The organism is Lactobacillus sp. ESL0677 (genome assembly GCF_029392875.1).
In the GTDB taxonomy this organism is placed as follows: domain Bacteria; phylum Bacillota; class Bacilli; order Lactobacillales; family Lactobacillaceae; genus Lactobacillus.
Genome location: NZ_CP113946.1, coordinates 1,964,326 through 1,984,476, shown reverse-complemented (window position 1 = coordinate 1,984,476; position 20,151 = coordinate 1,964,326). Strand labels below are relative to the sequence as shown.

Genomic DNA, 20,151 nt, shown 5'->3' with positions numbered 1-20,151 from the left:
TTTTAAAATTTGCTGTTAAAAAACCACTAATTGTTTAGAGCTGGTAGACTTAAGAGAGTTGAGTATTATTATTTAGATTAATAAAGTAAAGGCGTAAATTAATGATTGATTTTTTTACAAGGACTGTAGTGTGGTTGCGGCAACGTTCATTTTTTCAAGCAACGCAAAGAACACTAGTAATGTTAATGCCGATTGCTGTTTTGGGTTCATATTTTCAACTTTTATTTGATCTTGTATTTTCGCCTAACGGGTTGATTTACAATATTTTTGGTTTGGATAAAATTTTGTCAGATCATTTATGGTATGCTGGTTCCTTTGTAAGTCGCGGAATGGTGCAGGTGACTTTTGGCGTTTTTGGCGTTTATGCCACCTATTTTATGGCGCGTTATACTGCTCGAATATATCAGCGCGATTCAACAATGGCTGGCATGGCGGCTGTGTTAGTTATTCTTTTTTGCGCGTATGCTTCAAGTAGCGGCCGCGATAGTCGCGTGCCCTTTACAGCTAGCTTATTGCAGGTTGATGGTGTGTTTATTGCGTTAATCGTCGGTTATTGTGTGGGGCAGGTTTTTCATCTTTTGGGCAAACGGTACGTTCTTGTTAAAAGAGAGAACGTTAAATGGATTCGTCATCGGGCGTGGGCAAGTGTGCTGCCAATGGTCGTATCATTGATTTTAGGTATTATTTTAGGAGTTATTATTTATGAACTCCAACTAAAAATGTTAAATTCTGCGAGTTTTAATGAAATTGTCAGCCGAATGCAAACGACCAATAATTTGGCTGAAGGCATGTTATTATCGGCAGTAATCACGTTGTTAGGGTGGTTAGGCATTGGCTATCCACTACGTTCAATGTCGGGAACGATTAACAATGCTTATACAGCAGAAAATTTGACTTATGCGTTGCATCACGGTAATTCATGGAATGTACCGTACAAATTTTTAGGTAGTTCACTAATTAATAATTATGGGACGATGGGTGGTACAAGTATTGTGCTGGCAATTATTGTGGTGCTTTTGCTTAGACAAAAAAATCATGAGATTGAGGCGTTGGCACTGCTCAGCTTATTACCAGTAGCGTTTAGCTCAACATTGGGCTTTGCTGTGGGGATGCCGCTAATTTTAAATCCGTTGTTTATTTTGCCGATATTAGTATTGCCGCTGATAAATATGCTGCTTGCTGCCTGTGCGATTAGTCTTCATATTTTACCCGTGTCAGTCTATCCGATTTTAAAGGGTACACCGGGAATTTTAATTCCGTTTTTCGGTACTAATGGTGATTGGGTGGCATTAGTTTTCCCGATAATTTTGTTAGTGTTGGATGCTTGTCTATTGTTACCGATTATTAAAATTGGTGAGAAGATTGAGCCTCGGCTTAATCCTGAACAAGAAGGTGCGATTAATGCGCAAAAATAAGAATTTTAAGTGGATTTGTTTGCTGATAATCATATTACTGTTGCTGGCAATTCCAGGATATAATTGGATGAAGAAATCCAACAATGCTCGTGCTGAACGCAGTAAATCATTATTGTCGCCAGTGATTATGGTTCCGGGGTCGAGTGCGACAACTGAGCGGTTTAACCAGTTAATCGACCAGCTGAATAAGACAACACTGCATCATCATAGCGTTTTAAAAATTAATGTTTCACGTGAATCAAAACTTTCTTACACCGGTTCAATTGGTAAAAATGACCTAGAACCGTTCATTATTATTGGCTTTGATAATAATAAGGATGGTTATGCCAATATTAAAAAGCAGGCACATTGGTTGGATATTGCCTTTGACTCGCTAATGAGTAATTATAAATTCAATAATTTTAAGGCGTTTGGTCATTCTAACGGTGGCTTAATTTGGACGTACTGGCTTGAGCATTATTATGCAGACTATTCTAGTGAGACGAAAATGAAGTGCCTGATGACCTTAGGGACGCCGTATAATTTTACGGAAAATAATATGGCTAATCACACGCAAATGCTGGCTGATTTTATTAAAAGTCGCTCCAAATTGCCTAAGAATTTGCGAGTGTATTCATTATCCGGTGGTAAAAATTATGAGTCAGATGGCATCGTTCCTGAATCAAGTGTTGCAGCAGGCAAGTTTATTTTTCAAAATCAGGTTAAATCATATACGGCAATGACAGTTACGGGTAAAGAAGCCGACCATTCGGATTTGCCACAAAATAAGCAGGTTGTTCAATTGATTAGACAATATTTGTTGAGGTCGGAAAGACAACCAAAGCCAAATAAATAAAAGGGACAATGAACATGAAATATCAAGAGCAGCCAACTCAAATTGAAGTACGTGGTGGCCGTGTAAATAATTTGAAAAATATAAATGTCAATATTCCGCTGCATAAGTTTGTTGCTATTTCTGGTCTTAGCGGATCGGGAAAATCAAGCTTGGCGATGGGGATTTTATATGCTGAAGGTGCGCGGCGTTACCTTGATTCGCTAGCGACTTATACCAGACGCCGAATTAGCCAAGTTGGTCGAGCCACCGTTGATGAGGTAAAACATATTCCGTCAGCTTTGGCATTACGGCAAAGGCCGACAATCCCTGGTGTGCGGTCGACGGTTGGCACGGTAACCGAAATTTTTAATATTTTACGGCTGATTTTTTCACGGTTGGGCTCACCAGTTTGTCCTAACGGTCATCGGGTGGCGCCAACAATTAAAATTGCTCAAGCAATGGACCTATCGGGGGATGCAATGGGACAAATAATCTGTCCAACTTGTGGTGTTAAATTTTATGCGTTTAGTGCGGAAGATTTTGCCTTTAATTCTGATGGCGCCTGTACACAATGTCAGGGTTTGGGAACAGTTGAGCAGATTGATGACGACAAGATTATTGCCGATAAAAATTTATCGCTTGAGCAAGGGGCTGTGGCCACATGGCAGATTCCGGGACGTAACTGGATGTGGCGGATTGCACGTGAGCTCGGCGTTCGCACCGATATTCCGTATAAAGAATTAACAGCTAAGGAAAAGCAGATTGTTTTACATGGTGAAGAACGAAAAATCCCAATTGATCTTCCAACTTCAACTGGACGAGTTTATCATTTAGATGCTTTATATGAAAATGCCTATAATGCTGTTGCTAATTCGCGTAAAACTACCAAGTCAGAACGTGGCTTAGAGCGGATTAACGCCTTTTACCGTTTTAGCACCTGTCCACGTTGTCACGGCTCGCGGATTGATCCTAGTCGCTGGACGCAGCTAGTTGCCGGTAAAAATATTGTAGCGGCAGAGCAACTAACTCTGGGTGAGTTGGGTGACTATATGCAAGCGATTTTGACTGAATTACCAGAAGATATGCAGGCGCTAGCTCAAAATTTAACCGGTGAATTGATGCATCAGGTTAAGCCGCTGTTAAAGTTGGGCTTAGATTATTTAAGTTTGGCGCGGCAAGCTAGCACCTTATCAACGGGAGAGTTGCAGCGAATACAGTTGGGCCGGACGCTTAGAACAGAAACGACTGGTGTATTGTACGTTTTAGATGAGCCGTCTGTTGGTCTGCACTCAGATAATGTAGCTGGATTGATTGATGTTTTTCATGAATTAGTTAATCAGGGTAACTCCTTGGTCGTTGTTGATCATGAAACATCAATTATTAACGCAGCCGATTGGATTATTGAAATTGGCCCAGGATCTGGCAGTCAAGGTGGCCAAATTATTGCTCAAGGCACGCCTAATCAGATTAAGCAAAATGAAAATTCACACATTGGCCCTTATCTAACAGGTGACGCACCTTTACAAGTTAGGCTACAGGCTAAGGAAGATACTTTGTTTGCCAAGGGGAAGATTGCTTTTACAGTTACTGATCGCTTTAATCTGCACGATGTTCACGCGCAAATTCCTGTTGGTCGCTTGACCTCAATTACTGGCTTTTCCGGTGCTGGCAAGACAACGATGATTCTTGATTCGCTGTTACCAGCACTTGAGGCGCAAAAAAAGTCTGAGTCTGGTCCAGCTTGGGTCAAAGATTTAGCAGCCAGCGGAATTACGAATGTGATTAGTGTAAATTCTGCGCCAGTTGGTAAAAATCAGCGCTCAACGGTTGCGACGTATACTGATATTATGACGAATTTGCGCAAATTATTCGCTAACCAGCCACTAGCAAAGCAGTTAAAATATAAGGCCACTCATTTTTCTTATAATAATAAAGAAGGTGCCTGTCCAGCCTGTGGTGGGACGGGGGTAATTGCACTTGATATTCAATACTTGCCTGATATGGTGGAAACTTGCTCTGTGTGTGGCGGGCGACGCTATAACTCCAAAGTTTTGCAAGTTAAATGGCAGGGGTTGAGTATTGCGGATGTTTTAGCTCTTTCAGTTGATGATGTACTCAATCAAGGATTATTTGCCAAAGTGCCGGCAATTCAAAAAACAGTCACAACCTTGCACGATATGGGCTTGGGCTATTTGCATTTAGGTGAGTCAACGCCAGCTTTATCAGGTGGTGAAGCGCAGCGGTTAAAACTAACTAGTCACCTGCACCGTAAGCAAAAGGGTAGTCTGTTTGTCTTTGATGAGCCGACAGTTGGTTTACACCCGTATGATGTGCGGACATTGCTAGTGGTTTTGCAAAAATTGTTAGCTCAGCAGGCAACAATTATTACAATTACTCATGACTTAGATGTGATAGCTAATAGTGATTATATGATTGACATGGGACCACGTGGTGGTCAGCAGGGAGGTAAAATAGTTGCCAAAGGTATGCCTGTGGATATTTCCAAAAATTCCACAAGCTTGACTGCAAAATATTTGCGTAAACACTATGATTTATATCAAAAAAATAATAAATAGTCTATGCAAATTGCCGATTTATCGGCATTTTTTTGTTTACCTAAGAATAAAGCTATACATTGTGGAAAAGTGAGACAAATAATTTGCTATTTGTGGATAACCTGTTATAATTTAGGATGTAAACAGGTTAGCACTCCGATTAGTAGAGTGCTAATTGCAGACGAAAAACTATAATAAGGGGTGTTAATAAATGGCATACTTTGATAACGATTTTGATAATTTATTTAACGAATTAAACAATTCCTTCTTTGGTAATATGAAGGATTCTGACAACGGCTCAATACCAATCCATTATTCAGGTGATATGCACCTATCGCCGCAAAATTTTAATGGTCAAAGTCCGGTTGCTGGTCCAGACCCTAAGCAGGACAAGCCAATTGGTGTTGACTTAGTTGAGCAGGCAAAAAAGCATAAATACGATCCCGTAATTGGTCGTGATGAGCAAATTCAGGAAGTAATTGAAATTTTAAGTCGGCGGAAAAAGAATAATCCTGTCTTAGTCGGTCCTGCCGGTGTTGGTAAGACAGCGATTGTTGAGGGCTTGGCACAAAAGATTGCGAGCGGTGATGTTCCAGACAAAATGAAGGACAAGCATATTATCGATGTTAATATTAATGATATGGTTGCAGGTTCTAGTTTGCGGGGCAGTTTTGAAGAACGCCTGAAGAAGGTCATTGACCAAGCTAAAAAAGATCCGAACATTATCTTGTTCATTGATGAATTGCACAATATTGTCGGTGCTGGCTCAACTGATTCTGAAAATAATAGCGGCGATGCTGCCAACATTTTGAAGCCAGCTTTGGCTAGCGGTGATTTGAATTTAATTGGGGCAACAACCACCAGTGAATACCGTAGAATTGAAAACGATGCAGCTTTGGCCCGGCGTTTCCAACCAGTACAAGTACCAGAGCCATCGGCTGATGTGACTGTTAAAATTCTGGAAGGCTTAAAGAAAAAGTATGAAGAATATCACCATGTTAAATATGATGACAGTGCTTTGCGCTTAGCCGTTGAATTGTCACAGCGTTACATTCAAGGTCGGTATTTACCAGATAAGGCAATCGACTTAATGGATGAAGCTGGTGCCAAAAAAGGTCTGGATACTGTTCCCGAAGATGAAGCTAGTCTGCAGGAGCGAATTGGGCATCTTGAACACGAGAAGAGAGAGGCTGCTGAAAAGGAAGACTATACTAGAGCTAGTGATTTAAAGAAGCAAATCAAGGAATTGACCGATAAAAAGGATCATGTTCATGATGTTGCAACGCCGCGAGTTACGGCTCAAGATATTTATGCCTTAATTGAAGCAAGAACCAAGATTCCGATGAGTGAATTGCACGCAAGCGAGGGGCAACATAATCTTGACTTAGCTAAACGACTAAAGAAGGCGGTAATTGATCAAGATAGTGCGATTGATATTATTACCGACGCGATTGCGCGTAAGCAAGTTTTCAAAGATAATGATCGCCCAACTGGTTCATTCCTGCTCACTGGCCCAACTGGTGTTGGTAAGACAGAACTGGCCAAGCAATTAGCAATTCAGTTGTTCGGTGGTGAAAACCACTTGATTCGCCTCGATATGTCAGAGTATCAAGACCAAATGGCAGTTAACAAATTAATAGGTTCTGCTCCAGGTTATGTTGGTTATGGTGAGGGTGGTCAATTAACTGAAAAAGTCCGTCACCAGCCGTATAGTTTGATTTTGTTTGATGAAATTGAAAAGGCTAACCCACAAGTCTTCAACGCATTATTACAAATTATGGATGATGGTCGCTTAACAGATGCTCAAGGCAGGACTGTTTCCTTCAAGGATACAATCTTAATTATGACTTCTAATGCCGGCTTTTCTGATAATCTACTTAAAGATGGCAAAGTTGACCACGATAAGATGATTCAGGCACTAGAAGCTTACTTTAGACCTGAGTTCTTGAACCGTCTGGATGCAATTGTACCGTTTAACTCTTTGAGTGAAGAAGATATGACCAAGATTATCGATATTTACCTCAAGAAGATGGACCAAGTTCTTGCCAAGAGAAAAGTTCAGGTTGATGTTTCACATGAAACTAAGGCCTATATCGCAGAGAAGGGTTACGACAAGAAATTTGGTGCACGGCCATTGCGTCGGGTAGTTGAGCAAGATTTGGAAACGCCAATTGCTAAATTGTTAATGAAGGAACCAGATACTAAAGAAGTTAAGTTTACTGCTGATGATAAGCATGTTTACTTGAACGGTGAGGCGATATTGGATATTAATCCCAAGGTAGAAGCCGACGCCGAAAAAGTCGCAAAAGAAGAGAAATAATTTAATTTTAAAAACGTCACTTTTTAAAAGTGGCGTTTTTGTTATATATAGGTAGAAGAAACTATCATCTGCTGTTGACATCTGTATCTTTATGAGTTAAATTAGGTAGCAATTAAATAATTATGAAAATAACATGGCATAAATTTTCATATCTATTCTAAAAATTAATAAGTGGAGGTACTCTGATGAAACAAAAATTAGCAGATCTTGATTGGAATAATCTAGGCTTTGAATATCGCGATCTACCATATCGTTATGAAGCTAAATATAAAGATGGTGAATGGCAAGAAGGAAAATTAGTCGAAGATTCGACTGTGACTCTTTCCGAAGGTGCGGAAGTGTTGCACTATGGTCAGGAAATTTTCGAAGGTCTGAAGGCTTATCGTAGAAAAGACGGTAAAATTAATCTGTTCCGGCCTGATCAAAATGCCCACCGGTTTGCTTTATCAGCTGAACGTTTAGCAATGCCGCCATATCCAGAAGATAAATTTGTTGAGGCGGTTAAGCAAGTTGTGTTGGCTAATAAAGAATATGTTCCACCATATGATAGCGGTGCAACGCTTTATGTTCGGCCATTTATGATTGGCACCTCACAAGCTTTGGGTGTTGCTGCAGCGACAGAATATACTCTGCGGATTTTCGCTACACCAGTTGGTGCATATATTAAAGGCTTGAATCCAGCAGCTTACAAAGTTAGTCCGTATGACCGTGCTGCTTATGCTGGTACGGGTCAAGCTAAGACTTCGGGGAACTATGCCAGCAGCTTATTGCCATCAGTTGAAGCACATAAAGAAGGCTTTGCCGATTGCTTGTACCTTGATCCACGTGAGCACAAGTATGTTGATGAATTTGGTGGTGCTAACTTCTTCGGTATTACTCAAGAAGGTCAATTTGTCACACCAAAATCCGAATCAATTTTGGTTTCAATCACTAAGAGATCTCTGCTCGAAGTTGCTAAGCGTCAAGGCTTGAACCCAGTTGAACGTCAAATTACTTTGGAAGAAGCCTTTAAGATGAAGGAAGCTGGCGCAATGGGCACGGCTGCCGTAATTTCGCCAGTTGGTTCAATCACTTACAAGGGACAAAAGCATGTCATTTACAGTGAAGACAAGACTGGCCCTGTCACAACTAAGTTGTACAATGAATTGATTGCTATCCAATATGGTGATAAAGAGGGCCCTGAAGGTTGGGTACAAACAATTGATTAAAATTTGACCGAAAAATATAAAATGAAACGAAACCTCGAAATTAGATTTTTCTAATTTCGGGGTTTTATTATGGTCTTGGTCTTAAAGAGAACAGCAATATTTTTAGTTGTATATTACTACCTCTTAGGCATGGTAACCGACCACTTACTGAATTTTGATTGTTTTTATTAATAATAAGTCTTTAATGATGAGTATAACAAAACAACATACAAGGAGGACAACTATGACTTTTATTAATCAAATGACACATACAATTCCCGCTGCTACTTTTACCAATATCAAAATTAATGTTAAAAATGCGACCGTTACGATTACCGCCGCAACATCTTACCAAGTTACACTTACAGATACTAAGAGACAGACTTTACACGCTGAGGTCAATGGCAATGAATTAATTGTTACTGAAAGTGATGTCGATATTGTTCAGCTTAATTTACTTCACTTATACCTAGAGCAACCTCGAATTGAAATTACCATTCCTAGTGCAGTATCTTTAGACATGATTGAGATTAATGATTGTAATGGCAGCGTCAATCTTGCCGCTATTACTTGTAGTAATTTAGCATTGGAGCTTAAAAATGGTGCCAGCAAATTAAATGGACTGAAAGTTACTGGGCAAGTGGCACTTAAAACGGCCAATGGTTCTGTAACAATTACACAATCTAGTTTGCCACAGACAATGCTGCGAATTGCCAATGGCAGTATCAAAATTAATCACAGTCAACTGACTCTTGATGCCCGATTAAAAAATGGAGGTGCTAAAATTGATGCCAGTCAATTATTGGGGCAAAATATCCTGAAGCTAACTAACGGTGGTGTGCGCATTACTCAAGCTGATCCAACCAGTGACTATCAATTATCAACAGTAGCAGGGCATGTGCGCTGCTTTGCCAATCAGACAGGCAGAAACTTCACTAGCGATAATCATGTGAAAATTACTACAATTACAGGTGGCATTACGATTAGCTAAATCAGAAATTTGTTAGTACCTATTTTGGCTTAAATTCCGTTTTAATGGTTGTGACTTCGGGAATATTCCGATTTTCGTTTAGTAAATTAAGCATGATTTGACCAGCACTTTTACCCATTTGGTAAGGATTTTGAATAATCATTTTAGCAGTGGGCCAAATCGTTGAAATTAAATCGGTATCGGCAAAGCCTGAAATTTGTAGTTTCTTTTCGTTAAGTAGCTTATCGTTGATTAGCCGTGGCAACAGGGCAAGTAGCCACCGTTCTTCGAGAAAAAACAAAACAGTTTTTTGATTATTAGTTAAAGCTTTACCTATTTTTTGATAGACAGCATTTTGATTGCTCTCGTCGTTAAATTCTAGGATTGTTGCCTGAGGATAGACTTCTTTAATTCCAGCTAACCGTTCTTGTCTTGTAGAAGCGACAGAAATTGGTGAAGATAAGACAATTGCATCGGTGCAATGATGCTGATGAAAATATTTAGCGGCGCGATAGCTAGCACTGCGATTATCACTTAAAACTTGCGGCCAGGGAGAGTAGGCTAATTTACGATCGAGGATAACGATGGGGATTTTGCGGCGCACCTCATCTTTAATCGTGGCAACGTCGCTACTTAAAGGCTGTAAAATCAGGCCATCATAAGTGTTTAAACCAACGGCATTGATTAAATGTTCTTCCTTTTGTTGCTGCGAGTCGGTGTCGAGCATCACTGTTGTATAACCGACGGGCTCTAGAACTGAACTGGCTCCTTTAAATAATTCGGTTGAAAATGAGTCGGCAATATTGGCTACAATAATTGCAATCGTTTTACTTTTATTGGTAATCAATTGTTGAGCTGCTGCATTAGGCACGTAATTTAGTTGTTCAATTGCACTAGCAACCTTTTGGGCAGTCATTTGTGACATCCGATTATATTTTCCGTGTAAAAATCGTGACACGGTTGCGATTGATACGCCTGCTAGGTTAGCGACGTCTTTAATACTAGCTGTTTTTCTTTTCATAAAAGCCTCAAATCCAATGTTTATATCGCTATTATAGCAAACAACTAATTAGGAGGGATGAATTATCTTTACTGCCAAGATAATGATTGAAAAAATTAAGGTAAAGGTTTACCATAAAGTTATAATTAGTGATAAAAATTGGAGGAAATATTATGCAAAAGACTGAAACATTACTTGCAGTGCAGAATGCGGGTGTGGTTGCTGTTGTTCGCGGCAAGTCAAAAGAAGAAGCTTACAAAACAGCAGTTGCTTGTATTAAAGGCGGCGTTAAGGCGATCGAATTAACATTCACCGCGCCACAAGCAGATGAAATTATTCGCGAGCTTCACGATGAATATAGCGCTGACCCAGCAGTTGTTGTTGGTGCCGGTACAGTATTAGATGCTGTTACTGCAAGAATTGCCATTATGGCTGGTGCTAAATTTATCGTTGCGCCATCCTTTGATAAGGAAGTAGCATTATTGTGTAATGAATACCAAATTCCTTACATGCCAGGCTGCATGACAGTTACTGAAATTCAAACAGCAATGCGTTATGGTGCAGAAATTGTCAAAGTATTTCCAGGCAGTGTCTTGGGTCGCGGCTTTATCAAGGCAGTTAAGGCACCATTGCCTCAAGTTAACATTATGCCAACTGGTGGCGTTAACCTTGAGAACATGCGCGAGTGGTTCGAAGCCGGTGTTGTTGTCGTTGGTGCCGGCAGCAACTTAACAGCAGCAGCTGCTAAAGGTGACTACGATGCAGTGACTAAACAAGCAGAAGCCTACCATAAGGAAATTTTACGAATCCAAGGAAAATAGGTGAGACGAATGCAGAAGGTAGTAACTTTTGGCGAAATGATGCTGCGACTTAAGCCAGCAGAGAACCAACGGATTATTCAAACTGATACTTTTTCGGGTCTTTACGGTGGTGCGGAAGCTAATGTAGCAACGTCGTTGTCATTACTTGGCGATCATGCGCAGTTTGTTTCTAAAGTACCGCAAAACGCAGTTGGCCAAGCAGCCTTAGGAACTTTGCGCCGCTATAGTGTTGATACAGCTGAAATACGAATTGGCGGACCAAGACTAGGTATTTATTTCTTTGAAAAAGGTGCGAGTGTTCGCAACACCAGTGTGGTTTATGATCGTGCTGGTAGTTCTTTTGCAGTTTCAAAGGCGGCAGAATATGATTGGGCCGAAATTTTGCAAGACGCCAGTTATTTCTACTTTTCAGGAATTACGCCTGCTATTTCCACTGAAATGTTTCAGGCAGTATTAGCGGCTTGTCAGTATTGTCTTGAGCATGATATTCAGGTTGTGTGCGATCTGAATTATCGCGGTAAAATGTGGTCTCCAGAAAAGGCACAACAGGCAATGGCGCAACTAATGCCGTATGTCGATGTTTGTTTGGCAAATGATGAAGATTTTGAAGCAACATTGGGTATCAAGGCTTTTGATGGTGATATGAGCTGCGGTATTGAACAAAAAGATGCTTTTATTAAAGGGATGCAGGCCATCACTGCTAAATACCCTAAGTGTCAAACTGTTGCCAGCGTCTTACGCAACATTCATTCTGTTGAGGATTCGGAATGGATGGCGCTGATGATTGATCACGGGCAAGTTTATGAAACGCCAATTTATAAGATGCACGTGTGGGAAGGTGTTGCTGCTGGCGATGCCTTTGGTGCTGGTCTAGTGCACGGCTTGTTGCATGATTTCAGCGCTCAAGATAGACTTGATTACGCGATTGCTGCCAGCGTTTTGAAACTGACCATTAGCGGCGATCTTAATTTGGTTACTGATGCAGAAATTCGTGCGGTAATGGATAAGCAGAGCAATATGCGTGTTTTAAGATAAAAATTTTTATAAACTAGTAAGAGTCTTACGGTTGTAAGGCTCTTTTTTGTTTAAAAAATTTTTTAAGAAATAAAAAATAGTTCAACTTGTGAAGTAAAAATTCAAATGGTCAAGAAGTATATCTATTTTTTGATGAAGCCCTTACAATAAAAACTGTTTTAGAAAGTGAGAGGTGAAGGATTCATGAAGAAATTGGTAATAACAGATGTTAAAACCATTATCACTGCTCCGGAAGGAATAAATTTGTTAGTTGTCAAAGTGTTGACAAATGACCCAAGCATTTATGGTGTTGGGTGCGCAACATTTACTCAAAGAATTAAGGTTGTTAAGAAGGCAATTGACAGCTATCTTAAGCCGATGTTGATTGGAAAATTCCCAAACAATATTGAAGATATTTGGCAGGCCTGCACAGCTAACTCATACTGGCGCAATGGTCCAGTTCTCAATAATGCAGTAGCAGGAATTGACATGGCCTTGTGGGATATTAAGGGGAAGTTGGCTGACATGCCACTATATGAACTATTTGGCGGTAAATGTCGTGATGCCATTCCTGCATATACCCATGTTGATGCTTCTTCGGTAGATGATGCCGTTAAGCAGGTTCAAGGTAAGGTCGACCAAGGTTGGACTAATATTCGGGTTCAAGTTAACGGTTATGGTGGTTCAGATTATGGTTCAGTGACTGGGCCTAATGATGGTGTTTATTATGATCCATACTTGTATATGGACACAGTTTTACGAGCTTTTACTAAGGTTCATGATGTGTTCGGTGACAAGATAAGACTAATTCATGATGTTCATGAACGATTGACGCCTAATCAAGCAATTATTTTTTTAAGAAAAATGGAAAAGTTTTCACCATTGTTCATGGAAGATGTTGTTTCACTAGAACAAATGGATTGGTTAGGTAGAGTTAGGGAGCAGACAAGTGTGCCTCTATCGATGGGTGAATTGTTTAATAATCCGCGCGAATGGATGAAGGTCATTCAGGATCGTGATATTGACTTTATCAGATGTCATATTAGTCAGATTGGTGGCATTACTCCAATCAGGAAGTTAATTGCTTTTGCCGATTTGTACGGCATTCAGACTTCATGGCATGGCCCGGGAGACTTGTCAGCTATTGGTCATGCTGTCAATGCCCAATTGAGTTTATCTTCACATAATTGTGGTGTTCAGGAGTGGAGCAATAGCATTAAGGAAAATACCTATCGGGTATTTCCGGGGACCCCTACTGTTCGTGATGGTTATATTTATGTTAATGACCGTCCTGGTATCGGCGTTGATATTGATGAAGAAGCAGCTAAAGAATATCCGGAAATTTCATTTAAGGATGATTGGACCAGTGATTGGACAATTAGCAGATTGCCAGATGGCACTTGCGTTAGACCATAAATAAGGAGGTAAGACCGTTGAAAACCAATGATCGTAATATTGCTAAAGAAATTTTGGCAAACATAGGCGGAAAAAATAATATTAAGAACGTGTCACATTGTTCAACTAGACTTAGAATTACGCCATTTGATAAAAGTAAGATTAATGAAGACGGTATTAGTTCAATTGCTGGCGTTAAGGGTGAATTTTACTCTGGTGATCAGTTCCAAGTTATCTTGGGTACTGGGCTAGTAGACCGAATTTACAATTTGGTGTCTAATAACGATAACCAAGATGGCGGGCAAGCTAGTCAATATGAGGGCATGTCCTTACCACAAAAGGTGTCCCGAATTTTGGGAGATATTTTTATCCCCGTAATTCCTGCTTTGGTTGCGACTGGATTATTCAGTGGGATTATTAACTGCTTGACGGCGTTTAATGTCCACATGAGTCCAGCTGCATTGACTATTGCCACGGTTTTGATGAAAACAGCATTTACCTTCCTACCAGTTTTAATTGCATGGTCAGGAATGCGCCAGTTTGGTGGGTCACCAGTATTAGGATTAATCCTCGGTTTGATGTTAGTTAACCCACTCTTGCCTAACCCTAACGATATTATTAAGGGAACGGCAAAGGCACTGACGATTAATATCTTTGGCATTCAAGACAATGTTGTCAGCTATGCTGGGTCGGTGTTACCTGCGTTAGTAGTAGTTATGCTAGCTGCATATATTGAGAAAAAACTGAAAAAGATAGTTCCAGATAGTTTGGACTTAATAATTACACCGTTTGTTACACTGCTGATTTCAGGATTACTTGGTCTGTTAGTTATTGGGCCAGTTTGTCAGGAGATTGAACACGGTATCTTGTTTGTTGCTAAGGCTGTAATCAATCTGCCATTTGGTTTAGGTGGATTAATTATTGGTGGTACCCAACAGGCGATTGTGGTTACGGGGATGCACCATATCTTCTTAGCACTAGAATCTAGTCTGCTTGCTACTACTGGTTTCAACCAATTTAACGCAATGATTACTGGTGGGATTATCGCTCAAGCAACCGCAGCTCTAGTAACAGGATTGAAAGTTAAGGATGCTAAGAAGCGCAGTCTATACACTTCTTCATCATTGCCAGCATTTTTGGGAATTACTGAACCTGCTATCTTTGGTGTTAACTTACAATTTGGGACGCCATTTATCTTTGCCCTATGTGGTGGTGCTGTTTCAGGGATGGTAGCTGGTTTACTGCATGCCGCAAGTTCTGGTATGGGCGTAGCCGCTATTCCGGGTTTAGTTACATATTTGTACAGTAAACAAGCATTGATTAACTACTTTATTATTCATATTACGGCGATGTTAGTTTCTGGTTCGCTAGTTTACTTCTTCTTTGATCCTAATAAGAAGATTCAAGAATGGGAACAAGCTAAAGCTGGTAAAAATGTTGCTGATACTGAGCCAGTTGCAACTACAAACAGCAATTCTGGTGAAGTAGTTGCTCCAGTTGCAGGCCAAATTGTGCCTGCTAAAGATATTAATGATGAAACTTTTGCTCAAGAAATTTTAGGTAAAACAATTGCGATTGAACCAACAACTGGTGAAGTAACTTCACCGGTTACGGGTCAGGTAGTGATGCTAGCAAAGACTAAACATGCAATCGGACTTAAAGATGCCCAGACAGGCTGTGAAATTTTGCTGCATTTAGGAATTGATACAGTTGATCTGCACGGCAAGGGCTTTACTGCAGAAGTTGAGCAGGGCGAAGAAGTCAAACAAGGTCAGCCGCTAATTAAAATGGATTTAGCTAACATTAAAAAGGCTGGTTATGATCCGATAGTAGTCATGATTATTACAGATAATAATGGTCATCAAGTTGAAAAGCCGGAAGATAATCTAAAGCAAATAGATGTGAGTGAAAACTTGTTGTACCTCGCATAATCAGGTTCTTTGTTTAATGTACTTGAAATAGATAGAATAATGACAGACAATGCAATTAGTCAACGAATTATTTTATTGATGATAGTTCATTTAATGGAGGTAGTGCTGGTGATTGACGATCTAGTAATTAAAAACTTTGAGCGGCTTACAGATACTGATAAACATATTTGGCGGGTCATAAAATCTTCTAAGAAATCGGTTTTATCATTAAATTTGACACAACTAGCATCCAAATGTAACGTATCGCCGTCAGCAATCGTTCGTTTTTCTAAAAGAATTTCTTTACAAGGATTTTCAGAAATGCGCTATTTGCTCAAGCAGGAAAGTATTGTTCCTAGAATTGATGAAGATATTTTTCATCAATATCAGGTACAAATTAATGAATTTGTTGAACAAATAATTAGTAAGGACTTTACTGATATTTGTCGGGCATTATTAAAGAGCAAAAAAGTTTTTGTCTATGGTACAGGAACGCTGCAGCGAAATATTGCTCAAGAAATTAGACGGTTATTCTTAACGATTAATATCACCATTTTCTTCATTGAAGGTGTTGATGAGTTGTCGTCATTACCTAAGTCGCTAACTAAAGATGACATTGTGATTTTGATTACGCTAAAGGGGACTTCCGATAACGCAAGACTGTTTGCTAGACAGTTGCGAACGAGCGGGGTGCCATTCATCTCTGTGGTTGAGCGCGTTGATAATGAAATCTCGCGCCTGAGTAATTACAATATTTTTGTTGATCCAGTCGAATTAAAAGTTACAGATGGTCAGTACCTATCTGTCAAAGATCCCTACTTTATTTTTGCTAGTGTCTTATATTTGAAAATGTATCTTTATACTTTTCGTGAAAAATAAGGCATAAAAAATATCCAGCATTATGCTGGATATTTTTTCGTTGATTAATTATTTACGGTCCTTATCAATAGCTTCCCATAGCCCATTCAAGTAGGTAATACTTAAAGCACGGTCGTAGAGGCCATATCCAGGACGACCATTTTCATTCCAAATATCGCGTCCGTGATCTGGACGAATGTAGCCTTGATAATTATTGTCGTGCAAAGCTTTGATGATTTCATACATATCAAGTGAACCTTCGGATGAAAGTGCAGCTGATTCGTGGAAGTCACCGTCTTTATTTAAGAATTTGATGTTACGGCCATGGATAAAGAAGACACGGTCCCTAGCTGCAAATTCGCGAATAATTGCTGGAACATCGTTTTCTGGATTTTCACCTAAACTACCACAGCAAATGGTGAAGCCATTGTATGGTGATTCGTGCAGTTGTTCAATCTTAAGCATATCATCACGGTTCTTGTAAATCCGTGGCAAACCGAATAATTCACGTGGTGGGTCATCTGGGTGCATTGCCATGCGGACATCACATTCTTCACAGACTGGAATAATTGCATCAAGGAAGTATTTTAGGTTAGCAGTTAATTTTTCAGTATCTACATCCTTATATGCTGCCATTAACCGCTTGATTTCAGCCATTCTTTCTGGTTCCCAACCAGCTTGAACGTAACCGTTAGAGTTCTTTTGCATTGCATCGGCAATACTTTGTGGGTCATCGGTCAAGTACTTTTGTTCAAAGGCCATAGCAGTTGAGCCATCAGCTAATGGGTAATGCAAGTCAGTTCTAACCCAGTCAAAAACAGGCATGAAATTATAACAAATAACCTTAACACCGTATTCTGCTAAATTGCGAATTGTTTGAATGTAGTTTTCGATATATTTGTCTCTACTTGGCAAGCCGATTTTAATATCATCGTGAACATTAACTGACTCGATAACTTCGAGCTTTAAACCAGCAGCTTCGACTTCATCCTTTAGGTGCTTAATTTGATCTTTTGGCCAAACTTCTCCAGCTGGAATATCAAACAGGGTACCAACTACTTGCGATACACCCGGAATTTGCCGAATATCTGATAATGTGATGGAGTCGTTGTTATCACCGTACCACCGAAATCCCATGTTTTTCATAAATATAAATCTTCCTTTTTAATTAAAATTGATAGCTCTTCGCTTTAATAGTTTCATGTAAAGTAGAGCGAACAGCTCCTTTACCAGCAATTAATTGTTTGAAGTAGTTTTCTACTTTGTCAGCAATTCCTACTTGGTAAAGATCGTTACCAAAAATACTATCGTTAGTTAAAATTGGTTTTAATGCCTTGTGAATATCTGTATTGGTATCACCGAGTTTAATGTTAGCAACATAAGGCTTTAGGTCAGCTAATAATGGATCACGACTTTGCGTAAATTCTGCGCCATTGTCATCGATACCCATTAAGTAGCGGCACCAACCAGCAAGAACTAACGGGATAAATTCAAGCTTGGTTGGGTCAAGCTTCGGGTCATCGATGTAATGTTGCAAGGTTACACCGTAACGTACCGGGATCTTTTGTGAAGTGTCACTGGCAATTCTTTGTGGCGTGTCAGGAATATTCTTGCTTGGTAACCGAAGGTTAATCAGCTCGTCAATAAACTTCTTCGGGTTGATAATCTTTGGATCTTTAACAACTGGTAAGTCTTCGCCGTAGCCTAGGTTTTTGATTAAACCAAGCAAGTCTTCATCGGCAAGTTCAGCTGCAATTGAAGTGTATCCGAGCAAGTTACCATAGATGGCAAGAGCTGTATGCAAAGGATTCAAACAAGCTGTAACTTTCATTTGGTCGGCATCATTAACAGTGTCGCGACTTGCTAACATAACGCCAGCCTTTTCTAATGCTGGGCGACCGTTAGGAAAGCTGTCTTCAATTACTAGATAATGAATTTTTTCGGTGTTACCAAACGGAGCAATATTGGTGTGCTTAGTTGTATGAACAATCTCAGTATCTGCGAAGCCACTTGCTTTGAGTTCATCAGCCACACTTTGAGCTGGGTTAGGTGTAATCCGGTCAATCATTGTCCATGGGAATGAAACTTGCTTTGGATCCTTCAGATAGTCAATAAAGCCTTTGTCGACAAGACCGTTGTTAGTCCAACCTTCGGCAATTCTAAGAACTTCCGTTTCCAGTTTGAGACCATTTTGTGAAAAGTTATCGGTGCTGACCATTGCGATTGGCAATTTACCAGCCTGGTAACGTGCGTATAACAAATGAGCAATTGCCCCCATATTTGTTTGTGGTTTATCAGGACCATTTTCAATATCAGCTTGTGCTGCATCAATTAGATTGCCGTTGACGTCAGTTAAAGCGTAACCTTTTTCGGTAATTGAAAAAGTAGCAAATTGCAATGATGGTTTAGTGAAGATTTCGGTTAATCTATTCCAACCACTAGGATTTGTATGGTTGAAGTAGAGTGACTCACCAACACTAGCTAATAATTCCTTTTCTAATGAACCGTCACTGTTCATGACGACACTTAACATTCTGTTTTGGTAGCCGTGGTAAATCTTGTCAATAACTTCATCATCGTAAGTTTCAGCGACTACTACTCCGCTTGAAAGTTCGTTTTGATTTAATAAGTCTTGAGCGATTTTAGCATGGAAACAACGGAAAAGATTACCGCCTCCGAAATGCACCCAAACAGGATTTTCTTTAGTTTCGGCTGTGATTTTAGCTTGATCATATTGAGGAACAGTAATTCCTTGAGCTGCAAAGTCAGCGCTTTTTTCTAAATAATTGTCACTTAACTTAAGCACTGTAATACCCCCTTAGGTATAAACAAGATAGTATTAATTGCGATTTCAATATACTAATATATTACTAATGTAAACGCATTATTTGGAAATGTCAATATGTATTGAGAGATTTTTATTTATTTAGAATTTTTTGCAAGTAAATAGGAGTATGATGTAATAAAGAAGATAATAAAATAAGAGAGGTCACTGACAATGGCAATGATTTCAACCATGAAAGAGCAAGTTTACAATACAATTCTAAAGCGGATTATTAGTTTACAATATTTACCCGGTCAAAAAATTTCTGAAAAAGATTTATGTGAAGAACTACAGATTGGGAGAACGCCAATTAGGGAAGCAATTCTTCAATTGCGTGAAGTTGGGCTGATAGTTGCTGTGCCGCAATCGGGGACATATGTTTCGAAGATTAATTTGCAAAAGGCAAAGGATGCCCGTTTTATGCGTGAAAGTGTTGAAACGAAGGTTATTGAAGAAGCGGTTGAAAAGTTATCTGATTATGATTTTATGATTTTGCGCCAAATTATTGAGCGCCAGAAGCTTGAAGTTAAGACAACTCATAATGATATGCGCTTTTTTGAACAGGATGAAAATTTCCACCATTATTTTTATCAAGCATCAGGTCGTGAGCAAGTCTGGTTATGGTTGCAAATGGTTAATATGCAGCTAAATCGGTTCCGTGTACTTAGGCTGCGCAGTAAAAGTTTGTCGTGGGACTCGTTAGTTAAGGAACATGAGCAAATTTTAGAAGCTGTCAAAGAAAAGCAGCCGGCAGTAGCAGTTAAGCTGCTTTCAAGTCACTTGCACCGAATGCTTGATGAGGAGCCAACTTTACGCCACGATTATGCTGATTATTTTGAATAATATTTTTGAACTCATTTGAACTCACTAGTATAGTAGTTTTCGATTTAAGATCGAAAACTATTTTTTTATTTTAAATTTTTTGTTGACAAAAATATCTTTTAAGAATATTATGTAATCGATTTCAGATATACTAATATATTAAGAAAACTTATATTTGAAGAAATGAATTTATTGATTTATCGAATTACAGATACAATTAGCTCAACTAATGCTTGAATACTAAAT

General features: G+C 39.5%; 15 protein-coding genes. 12 read left to right on the top strand and 3 right to left on the bottom strand.

What is annotated here, in order from left to right:
* The first annotated feature begins 101 nt into the window (after positions 1-101).
* From OZX76_RS09600 to OZX76_RS09575, 6 genes are all read left to right on the top strand, one after another.
* Complete coding sequence (locus tag OZX76_RS09600) at positions 102-1,415, top strand: PTS sugar transporter subunit IIC (protein WP_277179801.1); 1,314 nt, start codon at positions 102-104, stop codon at positions 1,413-1,415.
* Positions 1,381-2,250: an alpha/beta hydrolase gene (locus tag OZX76_RS09595; protein ID WP_277132467.1), complete on the top strand. Its 870-nt coding sequence runs from the start codon at positions 1,381-1,383 to the stop codon at positions 2,248-2,250. The genes OZX76_RS09600 and OZX76_RS09595 overlap by 35 nt, the downstream gene beginning before the upstream one ends.
* Positions 2,251-2,264: 14 nt before the next feature.
* Positions 2,265-4,805 (top strand): ATP-binding cassette domain-containing protein, encoded by a 2,541-nt coding sequence (locus tag OZX76_RS09590; protein WP_277181553.1) that lies wholly within the window; start codon positions 2,265-2,267, stop codon positions 4,803-4,805.
* Positions 4,806-4,995: 190 nt separating this feature from the next.
* A complete protein-coding gene (locus OZX76_RS09585) occupies positions 4,996-7,104 on the top strand; it encodes an ATP-dependent Clp protease ATP-binding subunit (RefSeq protein WP_277179799.1) in 2,109 nt (702 codons plus the stop codon).
* Positions 7,105-7,286: 182 nt separating this feature from the next.
* On the top strand, positions 7,287-8,312 hold the full coding sequence (locus OZX76_RS09580; protein ID WP_277181551.1) for a branched-chain amino acid aminotransferase: 1,026 nt from the start codon (positions 7,287-7,289) through the stop codon (positions 8,310-8,312).
* Between the two features lie 223 nt (positions 8,313-8,535).
* Positions 8,536-9,282 (top strand): DUF4097 family beta strand repeat-containing protein, encoded by a 747-nt coding sequence (locus OZX76_RS09575; RefSeq protein ID WP_277179797.1) that lies wholly within the window; start codon positions 8,536-8,538, stop codon positions 9,280-9,282.
* Positions 9,283-9,301: 19 nt separating this feature from the next.
* Here OZX76_RS09575 and OZX76_RS09570 read toward each other — a convergent pair whose 3' ends face one another.
* Entirely contained in the window at positions 9,302-10,282 is a 981-nt protein-coding gene (locus OZX76_RS09570; protein ID WP_277179795.1) for a LacI family DNA-binding transcriptional regulator, read from the bottom strand.
* A gap of 152 nt (positions 10,283-10,434) precedes the next feature.
* Here OZX76_RS09570 and OZX76_RS09565 point away from each other — a divergent pair, with 152 nt between their 5' ends.
* The 5 genes from OZX76_RS09565 (at position 10,435) to OZX76_RS09545 (ending at position 16,280) form a co-directional block, all read left to right on the top strand.
* A complete protein-coding gene (locus tag OZX76_RS09565; protein ID WP_277179793.1) occupies positions 10,435-11,082 on the top strand; it encodes a bifunctional 4-hydroxy-2-oxoglutarate aldolase/2-dehydro-3-deoxy-phosphogluconate aldolase in 648 nt (215 codons plus the stop codon).
* A 9-nt stretch (positions 11,083-11,091) separates the two neighbouring features.
* Positions 11,092-12,117: a sugar kinase gene (locus tag OZX76_RS09560; RefSeq protein ID WP_277179791.1), complete on the top strand. Its 1,026-nt coding sequence runs from the start codon at positions 11,092-11,094 to the stop codon at positions 12,115-12,117.
* Positions 12,118-12,300: 183 nt separating this feature from the next.
* The gene (locus tag OZX76_RS09555; protein ID WP_277179789.1) at positions 12,301-13,512 is read left to right on the top strand and encodes an enolase C-terminal domain-like protein; all 1,212 of its coding nucleotides are present in this window, start codon (positions 12,301-12,303) and stop codon (positions 13,510-13,512) included.
* A 17-nt stretch (positions 13,513-13,529) separates the two neighbouring features.
* Entirely contained in the window at positions 13,530-15,422 is a 1,893-nt protein-coding gene (locus OZX76_RS09550; RefSeq protein WP_277179787.1) for a PTS transporter subunit IIBCA, read from the top strand.
* 39 nt (positions 15,423-15,461) lie between these two features.
* A complete protein-coding gene (locus OZX76_RS09545) occupies positions 15,462-16,280 on the top strand; it encodes a MurR/RpiR family transcriptional regulator (RefSeq protein ID WP_277179786.1) in 819 nt (272 codons plus the stop codon).
* 48 nt (positions 16,281-16,328) lie between these two features.
* Here OZX76_RS09545 and uxuA read toward each other — a convergent pair whose 3' ends face one another.
* Positions 16,329-17,405: a mannonate dehydratase gene (gene uxuA, locus OZX76_RS09540; protein ID WP_277179784.1), complete on the bottom strand. Its 1,077-nt coding sequence runs from the start codon at positions 17,403-17,405 to the stop codon at positions 16,329-16,331.
* A gap of 22 nt (positions 17,406-17,427) precedes the next feature.
* The gene (locus OZX76_RS09535; protein ID WP_277179782.1) at positions 17,428-19,065 is read right to left on the bottom strand and encodes a mannitol dehydrogenase family protein; all 1,638 of its coding nucleotides are present in this window, start codon (positions 19,063-19,065) and stop codon (positions 17,428-17,430) included.
* Positions 19,066-19,257: 192 nt separating this feature from the next.
* Here OZX76_RS09535 and OZX76_RS09530 point away from each other — a divergent pair, with 192 nt between their 5' ends.
* Positions 19,258-19,926, top strand: a complete 669-nt coding sequence (locus OZX76_RS09530; RefSeq protein WP_277179780.1) for a GntR family transcriptional regulator — start codon at positions 19,258-19,260, stop codon at positions 19,924-19,926.
* The last annotated feature ends 225 nt before the right edge of the window (positions 19,927-20,151 follow it).